Here is a 13,393-nt window from a genome sequence, read left to right as displayed (position 1 = left end):
CCTGTTCACTGCTGCGGCCAAATCGATTTGTTCAATCGTGCACGGGCAGCGGAGAACTGTCAAGGAGAATTCTTCAGGCGGACGTCCGCCCGCCGGCTCACAGGAGGGCGAAGCTGAGGATGAGGAAGAGCGCGAAGGAGATGACGGGGGCGAAGATCGCGACGGCCGTGGCGATGATGCCCTGCGTGCGGCCGCGGTCGGCGGCGGTCGCGATGATTCCCATGACGAGGCCGCTGAGCCCGGCCAGCGTGCACAGGCCCTGGAGGGCGAAGAGGGTCGTGCCGAGCACCGTCAGCCACGCCGGTGCGTCGGAGAAGTAGCGTCCGTTCGCGGCTTCGGCGGGCCCCGCGGTGGCCCCGAGGATCATCGAGGCGATGAGGGAGAGTGCCGCAGCGCCGACGGTGAGTCCGAGCGCCCACTTCCCGAGCCGCGGCGACGGCGCACCCACCGGGGCGGACCCGGGCACTGGGTCGACAGGGCCGGGCACTGGGTTGACAGGGCCGGGCACTGGGGCAGACGACGTGCGGAGGGCGGAGGGTGCGGCCGGCATCTGCGCGGCCAATTCGTCATCGGTGGGCTGCGGAAACGAGAAGTTCGGCGAGGTCATGTCCCCGACGCTACGGAACCGCGATCCCGGGGCCCAGACGGCTTCCCAATGGGTGGGGTCGGGATATCCTCACTCCTTGATCGCGGCGATGAGGAAGCGCTTCTGCGTCACCTCGATCGGGCGGCGCTCGGCGGCGAGGCGCTCCAGACCGCCGAGGTGGTCGCCGACGACGAAGTCGGGCACGTCCCACGGCACGTACGCGAGGTACTCGATGACGGCCTCGACATCGGTGAAGCGCATCGTCCCCTGCCAGCGGCGGGCCGCCTCGACGCGCAGCCCCTGCTCCTCGACGGCGTCGACGCACGGTTCGAGCTGGATCTCCGGATGCTCGGGCTCCCCGCCGAACCAGTTGCGGAACTCGATCGCCTCGGTGCCGTCGACCTGCTGGGTGAGGAAGAGTCCGCCGGGGGAGAGGACACGGGCCACCTCGGCGATGTCATAGCTCTCGTGCCGGTTCATCACGACGTCGAAGGAGGCATCGGGCCACGGCAGCGGCTCGCCGTCGCCGCTGTCGTAGTCGCTGACCTCGATCCCGAAGGGCTCGAGCGCGGCGGCGGCCACCGGCACGTTCGGCGCCCAGCCCTCGGTGGCGACGATCGAGAGGTCGGGCGCGGTCCCGGGGTGGCGGCCGCGGAAGCGTTTGACGAGGGCGATGAGGCGCTCGCCGCCTCCCGTGCCCATGTCGAGGACGGTGCTCGCGTCGTCCCAGGCCTCGAGGCACATCGTGTCGAAGTCCCACGGGGGATCGTCGGCGACGAGGCGGCCCTCGAGGGCGGTGAAGTTCCACCCGGTCATGGCGGCGGTCTCGTGGATCCAGGTCCACCGGGAATGGCGTTCGGCCGGGGATTCGGCGCGAGCGCGGCTGCTGTCGGCGAATTCGGGCATTTCCACACTCCTTCGTCTGGCGTGGCGGCCGTCACTTCGAGCCTAGCCGAGTCGTCGTGCGATCCGAAGCACCGCAATGTTGCAATCGGTTCACGGTCGTCACGACAGTTCCGCGGGCGGCGAGCTCACACGAGGAAGCACCCGATGAGGACGAGGACGGTGAGGGCGAGCATGCCCAGGCAGTTGAGCCAGAAGTCCCGGCCCGTGTAACCGGCTCGGAGGTGGGCGCCTGCTGCGGTGAGGAAGTAGACGACGAGCCCGGCCATCGCGGCGAGTCCGACCCCGGGAATCCAGAAACCGGCGATGAGACCGGCGACGGCGGTGACCTTGACGACGGCGAGCACCCACCACCAGTCCCGCGGCAGGCCCACCCCGTCGAGGCAGGCGGCGATGAACGCCGGCGGGCGGAACGTCATCGCCGCATCGCCGGCCACGATGACGGCGATGACCGCGACCGGCCACCACGGATCGGGCAGCAGCGTCACGGCGTCCTCCGGAAGCGGGTGTGGAAGGCGATGATGTCCGACAGCGCTGTGACCGCGTCGGCGGCGCTCATGTCGCTGGCCGCCCAGCGGAAGATCACGCCCATGTAGGAGTCGTAGAGGGCCGCGGCGCTCGCCCGAGCATTGTCCTCACTGATCCCGATCGACACGAGGTTGTCCCGCAGGGCCGCCTGCAGATCCCGGGCGAGGCCGTCGAAGACCTGCGGTCGACCGTGGATGCGGATGAGCGCGGCCGCATAGTCCCGGGAGAGGTCCTCATGGGCGGCGAAGAACTCGAGGAACGGCAGGAAGATCCCGAGCAGATGGTCCTGCACCGCCGAGGCGGTGCCCGTGCGCGCGATCGTCGCCGGGACCTCCGAGGTGCCGTCCTGGAGCTGCCCGATCCACCGGTCGTAGCACGCGATGAGGAGAGCGTCCTTGTCCCCGACCGCCATCACCCGGCCCACGGACACCCCGGCAGCCTCGGCGACCCTGCGGATGGTCGTCGCCCGGTATCCCGCGGCGAGGAAGAGCTCGGCGGCGGCCGTGACGATCCGGTCCTCGGTCCGTCGGCGCTGGAGTGAGCGCGGGGATTCCGCGGCGCGCGGAGAATTTGAGTGAACACGTTCACTGGACATGGCTCCACGATACGCCGCCTGTGCGCGGGTGCCAAGGCGCCGAGGTGAATGCTCGGTGACGATGCTGCCGACCGTCCGTGTTGCCGGCCGATGAAAGTTAATGTACCTTAACTTTATGCGCAGGACCTCTCCGTCGGCTCACACTGCGAGCCCCACGACCCCACGGGCGCGGCCCCGCTCGTCGCTCGTGCTCCTCCTCGGTCCTGCCTTCGTCGCCGCCGTCGCCTATGTCGATCCCGGCAATGTCGCGGCCAACCTCACGGCCGGCGCGCAGTACGGCTACCTCCTCGTCTGGGTGCTCGTCGCCGCGAACCTCATCGCCGTCCTCGTCCAGTACCTGTCCGCGAAGCTCGGACTCGTCTCCGGGCGGTCGCTGCCGGCCCTCCTCGGCGATCGCCTCGGCCGGAGGTCACGGCTCGCGTACTGGGGGCAGGCGGAGATCGTCGCGGTCGCCACCGATCTCGCCGAGGTGGTCGGCGGTGCCATCGCCCTGAAGATCCTCTTCGACGTGCCCCTCCTCCTCGGCGGGGTCATCGTCGGCGTCGTCTCCCTCGTCCTCCTCTCCATCCAGTCGACACGCGGGCAGCGTCCCTTCGAGTTCGTCATCATCGGCTTCCTCGCGATCATCGCGATCGGCTTCCTCGCCGGACTCGTCGTCGGCGACGTCGACTGGGGGCAGGCCGCCGGAGGCCTCGTCCCGCAGCTCGAGGGCACGAACTCGCTCGTGCTCGCCGCCTCGATGCTCGGGGCCACGGTGATGCCGCACGCGATCTACCTCCACTCCGCCCTCGCCGTCGACCGGCACGGGATGGTGCCGCGGGCGGAGATTCCGCGACTGCTGCGGGCGAACCGGTGGGATGTCGCGCTCTCCCTCGTCGTCGCCGGCTCCGTCAACATCGCGATGCTCCTGCTCGCCGCGGCGGCGCTGCGCGGGGAGTCGGGCACCGACACGATCGAAGGGGCGCATGCGGTCGTCACGGCCAACCTCGGCGAGGTCGTCGGCCTCCTCTTCGGCATCGGCCTGCTCGCCTCCGGGCTCGCCTCCTCAGCGGTCGGATCCTATGCGGGGGCCTCGATCATGCAGGGTCTCCTGCGCATCGACGTGCCGATCGTGTGGCAGCGGGCGGTGACGATGCTCCCGGCCCTCGCCGTCCTCGCGATCGGCGTCGACCCGACGTGGGCGCTCGTGCTCAGCCAGGTCGTCCTCAGCCTCGGGATCCCCTTCGCGATGGTCCCGCTCGTGCGGCTGACGAGGATGCGCACGGTCATGGGCGAGTTCGCCAACGGGCGGGCGATCACGGTCGCCGCGCTCGCCGCCGCGAGCCTCATCATCGTCCTCAACGTCGTCCTCATCGCCCTCCTCGTCGCCGGCATCGACTAGGTCGAGGAGCCGGGCACCGCACCTGAGGCCCGCCTCGGCGGAGGTACATTGGCGGCCCCGCAGGGAGTCAGCGACCCCGCGGGGAGTCAGCGGTCGCGCAGCGATACGGGCCGGACGATCGTCACCGGGTCGGAGCGGACCCACCACGGCACGGGCTCGCCCGCCGCCCGCGCCGCGCGCCGCTCTTCCCGTGTCGCATACCGGTAGGTGAACATCCGGGCGCGGATGAGGGCGGGAGCCTCCCCGTCGAACGGGTCGGGGCCGAGCAGCCGACGGATGAGCGGATCTCCGGTCGCGAGGCGTTCGAGGAGCACGAGGAACCAGGAATCCCGGTAGTCGCCGAGGGCGGCGAACCACATGAGCCAGTCGAGCCGCAGATGATAGGGCGCGACGATGGGTCCGCGCCGGGTGACGTCACCGGGCTTGCCCTTGAAGACGTATTCCTTCCACCCGTGTGTGCCCGAGGGGTCGAGCGTGCCTTCGATGGCGATCTCGTGGCGGGTCTCCGACATCGACCCGAACGCCCCGTACGCGTTGCCGAGTCCCCAGCGGTTGAAGTGCGCGTTCATCAGCTGCCGCGGCGAGAAGAGGTTGCGCAGCGCCGGGATGTTGAGGATGGCCTGCCAGATGACGAACGCGGTGGTGAGGAGCACCCACCACAGCGGGGACGGCGGGTAGGCAGCGGAACTGCCGGCCGCCTCGGCGATCGTGCTGACGGCGGCGTCGATGCCCCACTCCGGCCACGGCCCGCCGATGATCCAGCGGAGGAAGGAGTCGCTGATGCCCGCGCACGCGAGCAGGATCGTCGCCCAGTTGAGCCACGCGTAGTTGCCGGTGATGACGAGCGCGAGCTGGGTGATGATGATCGCGGTCGCGGCGAACGAGGCGATGGGCTGGGGGAGGAAGAGCAGCCACGGGGCGATGAGCTGGACGATGTGGCTGCCGAGCGTCTCTCCCTTGTGCCACCATGTCGGTTTGAGGTGGGCGCTGCGGCTGAGCGGACCGGGCATCGGCTGCGTCTGATGGTGGTAGTTCATCGCCGTGAGGTCGCGCCACGAACTGTCCCCGCGCATCTTGATCATCCCGGCGCCGAACTCGACGCGGACGGTGAACCACCGCAGCAGGAGGATCATGAGCAGGGGCGGGGCGACCGCGTGGGAGCCGAGGAACCCGACGAAGAACCCCGCCTCGAGGAGCAGGCTCTCCCAGCCGAAGCCGTAGAAGCGCTGCCCGATTGCCGAGATCGAGAAGTAGAGCCACCACATCATGAGGAACACGGGAATCGGTGCCCACGCGGGACCGGCCTGGGGGAGGCCGACGATGACGGTGAGGGCGAGGACGATGCCGACGGCGCAGACGATGCGGAGGTTGCGATCGGAGTACGGAGTGCGTCTCCAGCGGAAGAGGCTCGGGGCCTGCCGTGCCGTCGTCAGGGCGATGAAGCGCGGCGCGGGGAGGAGGCCGTGCTCGCCGAGGAGGGGCGGAAACTGGTTCCAGGCGTTGACGAAGGCGATGAGGAAGAGGACCGCGAAGCCGCGTTGGAGGATCTCGCGGGCGATCGTGTAGTCGCCCGCGTCGAGCAGGGGAAGCAGAGCGGTGACGTCCACGGGATCCTCCTCGCCTCGCAGGTGCCCTTGCAGTCGACTATCGCGCGAATCGGGGATGGGGGCAACAGCGAAAAGCGGCTATTGTCGGGGCTGAGGCGCGATCCCCGCGCTCATCACACCCCAGGAGGCATCATGAGCGATCATCCCCAGAAGACCAAGGAGTCCATCCTCGGCCATCCCGCTCCGCGCGACATCGAGTGGAAGCACTTCATCACGATGTGGGAGAACTATGCCGATCGGGTCGAGCAGGAGTCGGGTGACCGCCTGGCGGTGAACATGAACGGCCACCGTGTCGTCTTCCGCCGTCAGCACGACGGGCTCGTGAGCATCGAGGACGTCGAACGCGCCCGTCACCTCTTCGCCGCCCACGAATCGACCGAGGGCGAGGGGCACCTGTTCGTCGTCACGCTCACCGACGAGGACGCGCGCTTCTACGACTTCGACCTGAGCGCCCATGATGTCGAGGTCGACCAGCACGAGCACGAGAAGAACCCGGACTCCCGCGGCCACCACATGCGCACGGTGGAGAAGAAGACCGGTCGTGACGACAAGCAGGACCTCGACCGGTTCTTCGACGACCTCGTCACCGAGATCGACAAGGCCGCGGCGGGACGCGACTTCGTCCTCCTCGGCCACGGCACGGGAACCTCGAACGCCGCCGACGACTTCGAGAAGTTCCTCGCCCACCGGCACGAGCCGCTGCACGAGCACATCATCGCCGCAGGCGTCATCGACCTCAGCGCCGCCGGTGAGCCGGAGATCGAGAAGAAGGCGCAGGAGCTCGCCGGACGGTGACTGTCTTCGTGCTGCGCGGACTGCCTCGGCGCTGCGGAGACGGCATCGGACCGGGCTGGGTGAACTCGGCGGAAATCCTTGTCCGCCCTGTTCACAACGGCGGGTTTGACACGTAGCCTGTCAGCAAGGCGGCTCGTCCCAACCGGGGACGACGCTGGCCCGCTCCCGGCCAGATCTCAGTGCCGATCGGGTGCCGCCGATGCCATGCGATATCAAGGAGGAATCATGACGGAATCCAACTTCGATCCCAACGAAACCGAAGGCCCGGCCGACGGCGGTGCCGCGGGCACGCCTGGCGTTCACGACGGCGGTGCTGACGGTGGCGCCGAGGGTCCGGCCGACGGCGGAGCCTCGGGCACCCCGGGTGTCCAGGACGGTGGCGCCGACGGCGGTGCCGAAGGTCCGGCCGACGGCGGAGCCTCGGGTGAACCCGGTGTCCACGACGGCGGTGCCGACGGTGGAGCCGACCGGTCTTGAGCAGTCCCACCACTGAGGTCCAGCACCCCGACGCCGCTGCAGGCGCCGGGGTGCTGGAATCCCGGCTCATCGACTGCTCGCGCGAGACCTTCGCCAAGGACTACTGGGGCAGGCGGGCGCTGCTCAGTCGCGGAGTCTCCGACTTCTCCGACCTCTTCTCCTCCCGCGCCGTCGACGAGCTCATCTCCGCCCGCGGCCTGCGCTCCCCGTTCCTGCGCGTCGCCAAGGACGGCGCGACCCTGCCGACGGCGTCCTTCACCTCCCCGGCCGGGGTCGGCGCGACGATCGGCGACCAGCTCGACGACACGAAGCTGTGGAAGCAGTTCCATGCCGGAGCGACCCTCGTCCTCCAGGCTCTGCAGCGCACATGGGAGCCCATCGGCGAGTTCTCGAGCGCGCTCAGCCGCGAACTCGGCAACCCGGTCCAGGCGAACGCCTACATCACCCCGCCGCAGAACCAGGGCTTCGACGACCACTACGACGTCCACGACGTCTTCGTCCTCCAGATCGAGGGCACCAAACGGTGGGTCATCCACGCGCCCGTCTTCGATGCGCCGCTGCGCGACCAGCCGTGGACCGACCGACGCGAGGCCGTGGGCCGGGCGGCGCAGACCGACCCGGTCATCGACGCCGTGCTCGAACCCGGTGACGCCCTCTACCTGCCGCGCGGCTGGCTCCATGCCGCCACCGCCCAGGGCGAGGTCTCCATCCACCTCACCCTCGGCATCCACAACTGGACGCGGTACGGGGTCGCCGAACAGCTCGCGCAGGCGGCGCTCGCCCAGCTCCAGGACGATCCCGCGATGCGGGCGAGTCTGCCGCTCGGGGAGAGCCACCCGAGCCCCGAGGTCCTCGAGGCGATCCGCCAGGCAATGGTCTCCGCGCTCACCGCGGCTGACCCCGGTCCGAGCATCGACCGGATCAGTCGGTCGCAGGCCCGCCCCGCGCCCCTGGGTCCCCTCGCCCAGCATGCGGCGATGCGAGACCTCGACGACGCGTCGCCGCTCACGCTGCGCGCCGGCCTCGATGCCACCCTCGAGGGGAACCGCCTGCGCACCCGGATCGGCTGGTTCGACTTCAGCGACGCCGAGCTGCCCGTCGTCCGCACCCTCCTCGACGGCGATCCGGCGTCGGTCGCCGACATCGGTCGGCCGTTGGCGGAGCGGCTGCTCGCTGCCGGTGCGCTCGTGCCCGCGCTCGGCTGAGCACTGGGGTTGAGGTGACGATGAGCGAGGTCCGGGGCTTCCGCTGCTCGAACGCCGCCCGTGACCGCGGCGACAGCATCGTGGGCACGGCCCCGCGGGGGACGTACTGGGTGCTCATCGAACACCGAGGCGGCTGGCCGATCAACGGCTTCGAGGGCCTCGACATCGACTGGCGCGTGCGGTCCGAGGTCTTCTATGCCGCACAGTCCCTGCGCGCCCGCATCCTCCTCATCCGCCGACCCGGACGGCGCACCCGCGGTGGGCCGGGTGTCTGGGGTGTCATGCACCTCGAGGGTCCCGGCCGCCTCCACCAGATGTGGGGAGAGTGGGAGGACGACTCCGACCTCCTCGCGATCGTCGAGGCACTCGAGGCCTGTGCCGCGCAGTCCGAGACCTTGCAGTCCGAGACCTCACAGTCCGAGACGGGATTGCTGCCGCCGGTCGTCCTCGTCTGCGCCCATGGGCAGCACGATGTCTGCTGTGCGGTGCGTGGGCGACCCGTGGCCGCCGTGCTCGCAGAGCGGTGGCCGGATCTCGTGTGGGAGTGCACCCACGTCGGCGGGGATCGGTTCGCGGCGAACATCCTCGTCGTGCCCGACGGCGTCTACTACGGGGATCTCGATGAGGACACCGCGGTCGACGTCATCGCCGGGCACCTCGCCGATGAGATCGACGGCTTCCACCTGCGCGGCTACACGGATCTCAACTCGCTCGAACAGGTCGCCGTCGCCGCGGTGCTCAAGGAACGGGGCCCGGCCGGACGCTTCGCCTACGGGATCGGCGGCGTCGACTCGGCCGACGGGGTGTGGACGGTGCGGGTCATCGATCGGCGGACCGCCTCGGCGAACGTCGACGTCGACATCACGGTGTCCCGGTCGGACCCGCACTTCCTCACGTGCCGCGGCGTCGAACGCGCCGTCGCCAACGTCTTCACCGTGGTCGGGATGCGTCCCGGCGATCCGCTACGCTGACGACATGCGCGCAGGGGAAGTGTCGGAGGTCAGCCAGGACTATCTCAAGGCGATCTGGTCGGCACGCGAATGGGGCGGGGATCCGATGACCGCGACCGAGCTCGCGCAGCGCTTCGGGACGACGAAGGCCAACGTCACCGAGGTGCTCAAGCGCCTCGACGACCTCGGCCTCGTCAACCGGGTGCCCTACCGGCCACCGGAGCTGACGGCGGCGGGGGAGGAGATCGCGGTGGCGATGGTGCGCCGGCACCGACTCATCGAGACGTTCCTCGTCGAGTCGCTCGGCTACAGCTGGGACGAGGTCCACGATGAGGCGGAGGCGCTCGAGCATGCGGCATCGGACCTGCTCATCGACCGGATCGATGCGTTCCTCGGCCACCCCACCGCGGACCCCCACGGCGATCCGATCCCGGGATCCGATGGGGCTGTGCAGTGCCATGACTCCTCGCTTCTCCTCGCCGAGGCGGTCCCCGGGTCGTACGAGGTCCTGCGGGTCTCCGACGCCGACCCCGAGGTGCTCGCGACCCTCGCCGAGGCGCGCGTGCGCCCCGGCTCGACCGTCGTCGTCAGACGCGCGGCCGCGGGCGGGACGGTCGAGATCGCCGTCATCGGCGCCGCCGGCACCTCCGTCATCGACGCAGCCGCCGCCTCGGCGGTGTATCTGGCCTGAGCGCGCCCCCTCAGGATTCCGGCACGTACTCGAAGACGGCGCCGAGGCACTGCGGAAGGTATGGCGGCGATCAGCCCCTGCGGTGAGGGAACAGCCGCTCCCCATAGAGCAGACACAGAGTCGTGGCATCCCGCGGAGAGAACTCTTCGTCGAGGACGAGCCGCGGCCACGGCTGCCACAGCACTGACTCATACGGAGTGCCCGGCAAAGATCGTGGGTGCGTGACCTGGCGACGGTGCGGGTGCGACGTGAACGCGCTGGCCTCGATCGATGTGAAGGTTCGGAACAGCGATTCGTAGAGGACCGGCGTGAATCCGTCGTCTCGAGCGGCGGTCGCAACTGTCACCCACGCGGGAACTCCCAGGGGTCGACCCTCTTCGAGAGTCGTCCACATCACCGCTTTGATCCCCGCCGGACGAGGATCAGGCGAATGGCGAATGAGGACTCGGCACCAGTGCAGAGCGTCCTGCGGGGAGAAGTCGGTCCACATGTCATGGCGTTCTGGCAGCATTGTGCGGCCTTTCTCGGGTGACGGGCCACCCGGATCGAGTCTTGCCCTGCCGTGCGGCGCGGGCCCGTTCTTCCCCTGGGGCACCCGGTCGATGACGGGTTGCCGTGTGGCCGGCCAGGTACCGTTGGCCACAGCTCGCGAACGTGATACCGATGCTATCCCACCCCACTGTCACGGTCAGGTCACTCACCGACAACCCTCTTCAGAAGTTCGAAAATCAGGACTAGGCTCGAAGACAACGTCGAAAGTGAGGGACAGATCATGGCGCGAACAGTGGCTGACGACCTATGGCACATGCTCATCCAGGCCGGCGTGAAGCGATGCTACGGAATCGTCGGGGACGCACTCAATCCGACGATCGATGCACTCGCCCGACACCCGGAGATCGAGTTCATCCACGTCCGACACGAGGAGTGGGGCACGTTCGCCGCCTCGGCGGACGCCCAGCTCAGTGACGGTCCCGTCGTCGTCTGCGGCACGGCAGGCCCCGGTGTCACCCACCTCCTCAACGGCCTGCTCGACGCCTTCCATGAGATGGCCCCGGTCATCGCGATCGCCGGTGACGTCGAGACGAACATCATCGACACCGAGGCGATCGAGGAGGTCAGTCCGTACGACCTGTTCCGCACGGCCTCGCTCTACACCGGTCGCGTCGTCAACCCGACCCAGGCGCGCGCGGTCTTCCAGCAGGCGATCACCGTCGCCACCGAGGAGCACGGTCCCACGGTCATCGCCCTGCCCGGTGACGTCGCCCATGCGAAGTCGCCGCTCGCAGAGCCCGCGGTCTACGCCTCTTCCCGCGGTTCTGTCCTCACCCCGCACGACGAGGACGTCCAGGCCGTCGCCGATCTCATCAACGGCCACGACCGGGTCTTCCTCTTCGGCGGCAACGGCACGGCCGGGGCCGTCGACCTCGTCAAGCAGCTCTCCGACAAGGCCAAGGCGCCCGTCGGCTTCACGCTCAAGGGCAAGAACTGGCTCGAGGCCGACAATCCCAACGCCGTCGGCATGACCGGCCTGCTCGGATACGGGGCGGCGGCCGACTGCATCAAGCACGCCGATGTCATGCTCATGCTCGGGGCCGACTTCCCGTTCCCCGACTTCCTCGACCGCGGTCACGCGGCGATCGTCCAGGTCGACAACACCCCCTCCCACCTGGGTCGTCGAGTGGCACTCGAGCTGGCGATCCCCGCCGACGTCGGCGTCTTCCTCGAGAAGCTCCTCCCGCTCATCGAGCCGAAGCGAAACGACGAGTTCCTCCGCACCGCACAGCACGTCACCGAGAGCTGGCGGAAGCGCCTGCGCCACTACGTCGACGGGGGCGAGAAGCGCTCGCCGATCCGACCCGAATACCTCGCGTCCGTGCTCGACGACCTCCTCGACGACGATGCGATCGTCACCGCCGACACCGGCACCTCGGTGATCTGGGTCGCCCACCAGATGAGCTTCGGCGGTGATCGGTTCCAGTTCGGGTCGTACTCATGGGCGTCGATGGCCGACGCCTCGCCGTATGCGTTCGGGGCGACCAAGGCGCTGCCCGGACGGCAGGTCGTCGCCCTCTGCGGGGACGGCGGGTTCTCGATGCTCGGCCTCGGCGACCTGCTCACCGAGCGCCAGCACAGGTCGCCGATCGTCCACGTCATCCTCAACAACGAGGAGCTCGACTTCGTCAACATCGAACAGCAGGAGGCCGGGTTCCGACCCTGGGGCACCGAGTTCCCGGCCGCGAACTATGCGGCGATCGCCGAGGGATTCGGCGTCAAGGGCATCCGCTGCGAGGACCCCGCGCGCCTGCGCGACCAGATCGCCGAGGCGCTCGCCCACAAGGACGGACCGGTCGTCGTCGATGTCGTCGTCGACAAGCGCGCGCTCGCCCTGCCGTCGACCATCAACGCTGACCTCGTCGGCAAGTTCACTCTCAGCGTCTTCAAGCGGGCCCTCCGCGGGGAGATCCCCGAGCTGTGGGACGAGGCGAAGGACAACATCAGGCTGCTGTGAGGGCGGAACAGCCCTGCGGGTCCACCCGATCCGGATGGACCCGCAGGGTCGGCTCACCCCTGGCGGCGCGGCAGGTTCCAGCGCGGCTGCGGCTGGGACCTCTTGCCGTGCTGGGGCATGTAGCCGCGCTCGGCCTGGAGATGAGCCTTGTCATGGCTCTTCGCCGAGTTGTCGGCACCGGGGATCGGAGCCTCGAGCCGAGCCGGCGCCTCGGCGCCGACAATGGGCATCTCCCCGGTGATCACCGGCTGGGATCCGGTGATCGGGGCGGACTCCGCGACCGCCTCGGCGAGGGATTTCTGGTCTGCGGGCTTCTTCGCTCCGCTGCCGTTCTTCTTCTGCATTGTCTCTTCCTTTCCTTGTGCCGTCGTCGGCGTGGTGGTCCTGTCAGCGGCCAGCGCCGTATAGAGTCCGGCCCACTGTGCGGGGGTGAGTTCGCGTGGCAAGGCGTCTCCTCTGATGTCGTTGCGGTCCATGGTCGATTGCAGGTGGGGTCGATCGGTGAGCTTCATGTGCGTGAGGATCCCTTTCATTCCGCGTCCGCGACCGGTGAAGGCCGCTCGGACGAACTGCTGGTAGGAGGCCCGATCCCGGTGCGGGACCAGTCCGGTCGCGAGGCGTTCGACGGTGAGCAGGCCGCCGTCGACGCTCGGTCTGGGGGTGAACGCGTGCGCGGGCACGCGGGTGATGAGGCGGAAGTCGAACCACGGACTCCACTGCGCGGTCATCATCGTCGATCCGCCGATCCCGGCGCGCTTGCGCGCGACCTCCCACTGCGTGAGCAGGATCGCCGACTGCCACGTGCGGGCACGGAGCAGGCGCCGGAGGATGGGCGTCGTGAGGTGGAAGGGCAGGTTGCCGACGACCACCTCGGCGTCGAGGTCGGTGCTCAGAGCATCGGCGTGCCTGACGCGGGCGCGGGGGAAACGGTGGGCAAGGGTCTCAATCCTCGTTTCGTCGATCTCCACGAGCGTGAGCGGTCGGCCGAGCCGGTCGAGCTCCGCAGTGACCGCTCCGGCCCCGGGTCCGATCTCGAGGATCGAACCGCTGGTGGCCCGGGCGAGGCCCGCGATCGTGGCGATGGTCTGGCGTGAATGCAGGAAGTTCTGGCCGAGTTCGTGTCGGCCGCCTGCCTGGGAATGGGGTCGCATGATGTGGCGCTCCAG

General features: G+C 69.2%; 12 protein-coding genes, 1 pseudogene and 1 riboswitch. Of the genes and pseudogenes, 7 read left to right on the top strand and 6 right to left on the bottom strand.

From position 1 onward, the window contains the following. Nucleotides 1-97: 97 nt before the first annotated feature. From ACFQ91_RS14270 to ACFQ91_RS14255, 4 genes are all read right to left on the bottom strand, one after another. On the bottom strand, nucleotides 98-607 hold the full coding sequence (locus ACFQ91_RS14270; RefSeq protein WP_198500330.1) for a hypothetical protein: 510 nt from the start codon (nucleotides 605-607) through the stop codon (nucleotides 98-100). 69 nt (nucleotides 608-676) lie between these two features. After that, complete coding sequence (locus tag ACFQ91_RS14265) at nucleotides 677-1,492, bottom strand: class I SAM-dependent methyltransferase (RefSeq protein WP_198500331.1); 816 nt, start codon at nucleotides 1,490-1,492, stop codon at nucleotides 677-679. 125 nt (nucleotides 1,493-1,617) lie between these two features. Next, a complete protein-coding gene (locus ACFQ91_RS14260; protein ID WP_211978332.1) occupies nucleotides 1,618-1,977 on the bottom strand; it encodes a DoxX family protein in 360 nt (119 codons plus the stop codon). Beyond that, entirely contained in the window at nucleotides 1,974-2,612 is a 639-nt protein-coding gene (locus ACFQ91_RS14255) for a TetR/AcrR family transcriptional regulator (protein ID WP_211978331.1), read from the bottom strand. The genes ACFQ91_RS14260 and ACFQ91_RS14255 overlap by 4 nt, the downstream gene beginning before the upstream one ends. A 115-nt stretch (nucleotides 2,613-2,727) precedes the next feature. On the opposite strand from ACFQ91_RS14255, the gene ACFQ91_RS14250 reads away from it, so the two are divergent. After that, the gene (locus ACFQ91_RS14250) at nucleotides 2,728-3,993 is read left to right on the top strand and encodes an Nramp family divalent metal transporter (RefSeq protein ID WP_249120941.1); all 1,266 of its coding nucleotides are present in this window, start codon (nucleotides 2,728-2,730) and stop codon (nucleotides 3,991-3,993) included. Nucleotides 3,994-4,079: 86 nt separating this feature from the next. Here ACFQ91_RS14250 and ACFQ91_RS14245 read toward each other — a convergent pair whose 3' ends face one another. Then, nucleotides 4,080-5,600, bottom strand: coding sequence for a lipase maturation factor family protein (locus ACFQ91_RS14245; RefSeq protein WP_211978329.1), 1,521 nt, complete (start codon nucleotides 5,598-5,600; stop codon nucleotides 4,080-4,082). A 132-nt stretch (nucleotides 5,601-5,732) separates the two neighbouring features. Between ACFQ91_RS14245 and ACFQ91_RS14240 the strand changes: the two genes are divergently transcribed. From ACFQ91_RS14240 to ACFQ91_RS14215, 6 genes are all read left to right on the top strand, one after another. Further along, entirely contained in the window at nucleotides 5,733-6,395 is a 663-nt protein-coding gene (locus ACFQ91_RS14240) for a hypothetical protein (RefSeq protein ID WP_211978328.1), read from the top strand. Between the two features lie 225 nt (nucleotides 6,396-6,620). Then, entirely contained in the window at nucleotides 6,621-6,872 is a 252-nt protein-coding gene (locus ACFQ91_RS14235; RefSeq protein WP_211978327.1) for a BatC protein, read from the top strand. Further along, nucleotides 6,869-8,077 carry a cupin domain-containing protein gene (locus ACFQ91_RS14230; protein ID WP_211978326.1) on the top strand — a complete coding sequence of 403 codons (1,209 nt, stop codon included), beginning with the start codon at nucleotides 6,869-6,871 and terminating at the stop codon, nucleotides 8,075-8,077. Before ACFQ91_RS14235 ends, ACFQ91_RS14230 begins: the two co-directional genes overlap by 4 nt. Nucleotides 8,078-8,097: 20 nt before the next feature. Continuing rightward, on the top strand, nucleotides 8,098-9,048 hold the full coding sequence (locus ACFQ91_RS14225) for a sucrase ferredoxin (protein WP_211978325.1): 951 nt from the start codon (nucleotides 8,098-8,100) through the stop codon (nucleotides 9,046-9,048). A 4-nt stretch (nucleotides 9,049-9,052) separates the two neighbouring features. After that, nucleotides 9,053-9,718: a metal-dependent transcriptional regulator gene (locus tag ACFQ91_RS14220; RefSeq protein WP_198500340.1), complete on the top strand. Its 666-nt coding sequence runs from the start codon at nucleotides 9,053-9,055 to the stop codon at nucleotides 9,716-9,718. Nucleotides 9,719-10,261: 543 nt separating this feature from the next. Further along, a riboswitch (SAM riboswitch) is annotated at nucleotides 10,262-10,372 on the bottom strand. Nucleotides 10,373-10,490: 118 nt separating this feature from the next. Next, on the top strand, nucleotides 10,491-12,227 hold the full coding sequence (locus ACFQ91_RS14215; RefSeq protein ID WP_232623808.1) for a thiamine pyrophosphate-dependent enzyme: 1,737 nt from the start codon (nucleotides 10,491-10,493) through the stop codon (nucleotides 12,225-12,227). 398 nt (nucleotides 12,228-12,625) lie between these two features. Here ACFQ91_RS14215 and erm read toward each other — a convergent pair. Then, nucleotides 12,626-13,378: pseudogene (gene erm / locus ACFQ91_RS14210) on the bottom strand (23S ribosomal RNA methyltransferase Erm); the annotation flags it as partial. Between the last annotated feature and the right edge of the window lie 15 nt (nucleotides 13,379-13,393).

The sequence above is a fragment of the Brevibacterium sp. NPDC056726 genome (assembly GCF_042790515.1).
GTDB lineage: Bacteria > Actinomycetota > Actinomycetes > Actinomycetales > Brevibacteriaceae > Brevibacterium > Brevibacterium sanguinis.
This window is presented reverse-complemented; position numbering and strand designations above follow the sequence as displayed.

What these genes read in the sequence shown, in the direction of transcription:
- ACFQ91_RS14270 (WP_198500330.1), bottom strand. Translation starts at nt 607, where the DNA reads ATGACCTCGCCGAACTTCTCGTTTCCGCAGCCCACCGATGACGAATTG.
- ACFQ91_RS14265 (WP_198500331.1), bottom strand. Translation starts at nt 1,492, where the DNA reads ATGCCCGAATTCGCCGACAGCAGCCGCGCTCGCGCCGAATCCCCGGCC.
- ACFQ91_RS14255 (WP_211978331.1), bottom strand. Translation starts at nt 2,612, where the DNA reads ATGTCCAGTGAACGTGTTCACTCAAATTCTCCGCGCGCCGCGGAATCC.
- ACFQ91_RS14250 (WP_249120941.1), top strand. Translation starts at nt 2,728, where the DNA reads ATGCGCAGGACCTCTCCGTCGGCTCACACTGCGAGCCCCACGACCCCA.
- ACFQ91_RS14240 (WP_211978328.1), top strand. Translation starts at nt 5,733, where the DNA reads ATGAGCGATCATCCCCAGAAGACCAAGGAGTCCATCCTCGGCCATCCC.
- ACFQ91_RS14235 (WP_211978327.1), top strand. Translation starts at nt 6,621, where the DNA reads ATGACGGAATCCAACTTCGATCCCAACGAAACCGAAGGCCCGGCCGAC.
- ACFQ91_RS14225 (WP_211978325.1), top strand. Translation starts at nt 8,098, where the DNA reads ATGAGCGAGGTCCGGGGCTTCCGCTGCTCGAACGCCGCCCGTGACCGC.
- ACFQ91_RS14220 (WP_198500340.1), top strand. Translation starts at nt 9,053, where the DNA reads ATGCGCGCAGGGGAAGTGTCGGAGGTCAGCCAGGACTATCTCAAGGCG.
- ACFQ91_RS14215 (WP_232623808.1), top strand. Translation starts at nt 10,491, where the DNA reads ATGGCGCGAACAGTGGCTGACGACCTATGGCACATGCTCATCCAGGCC.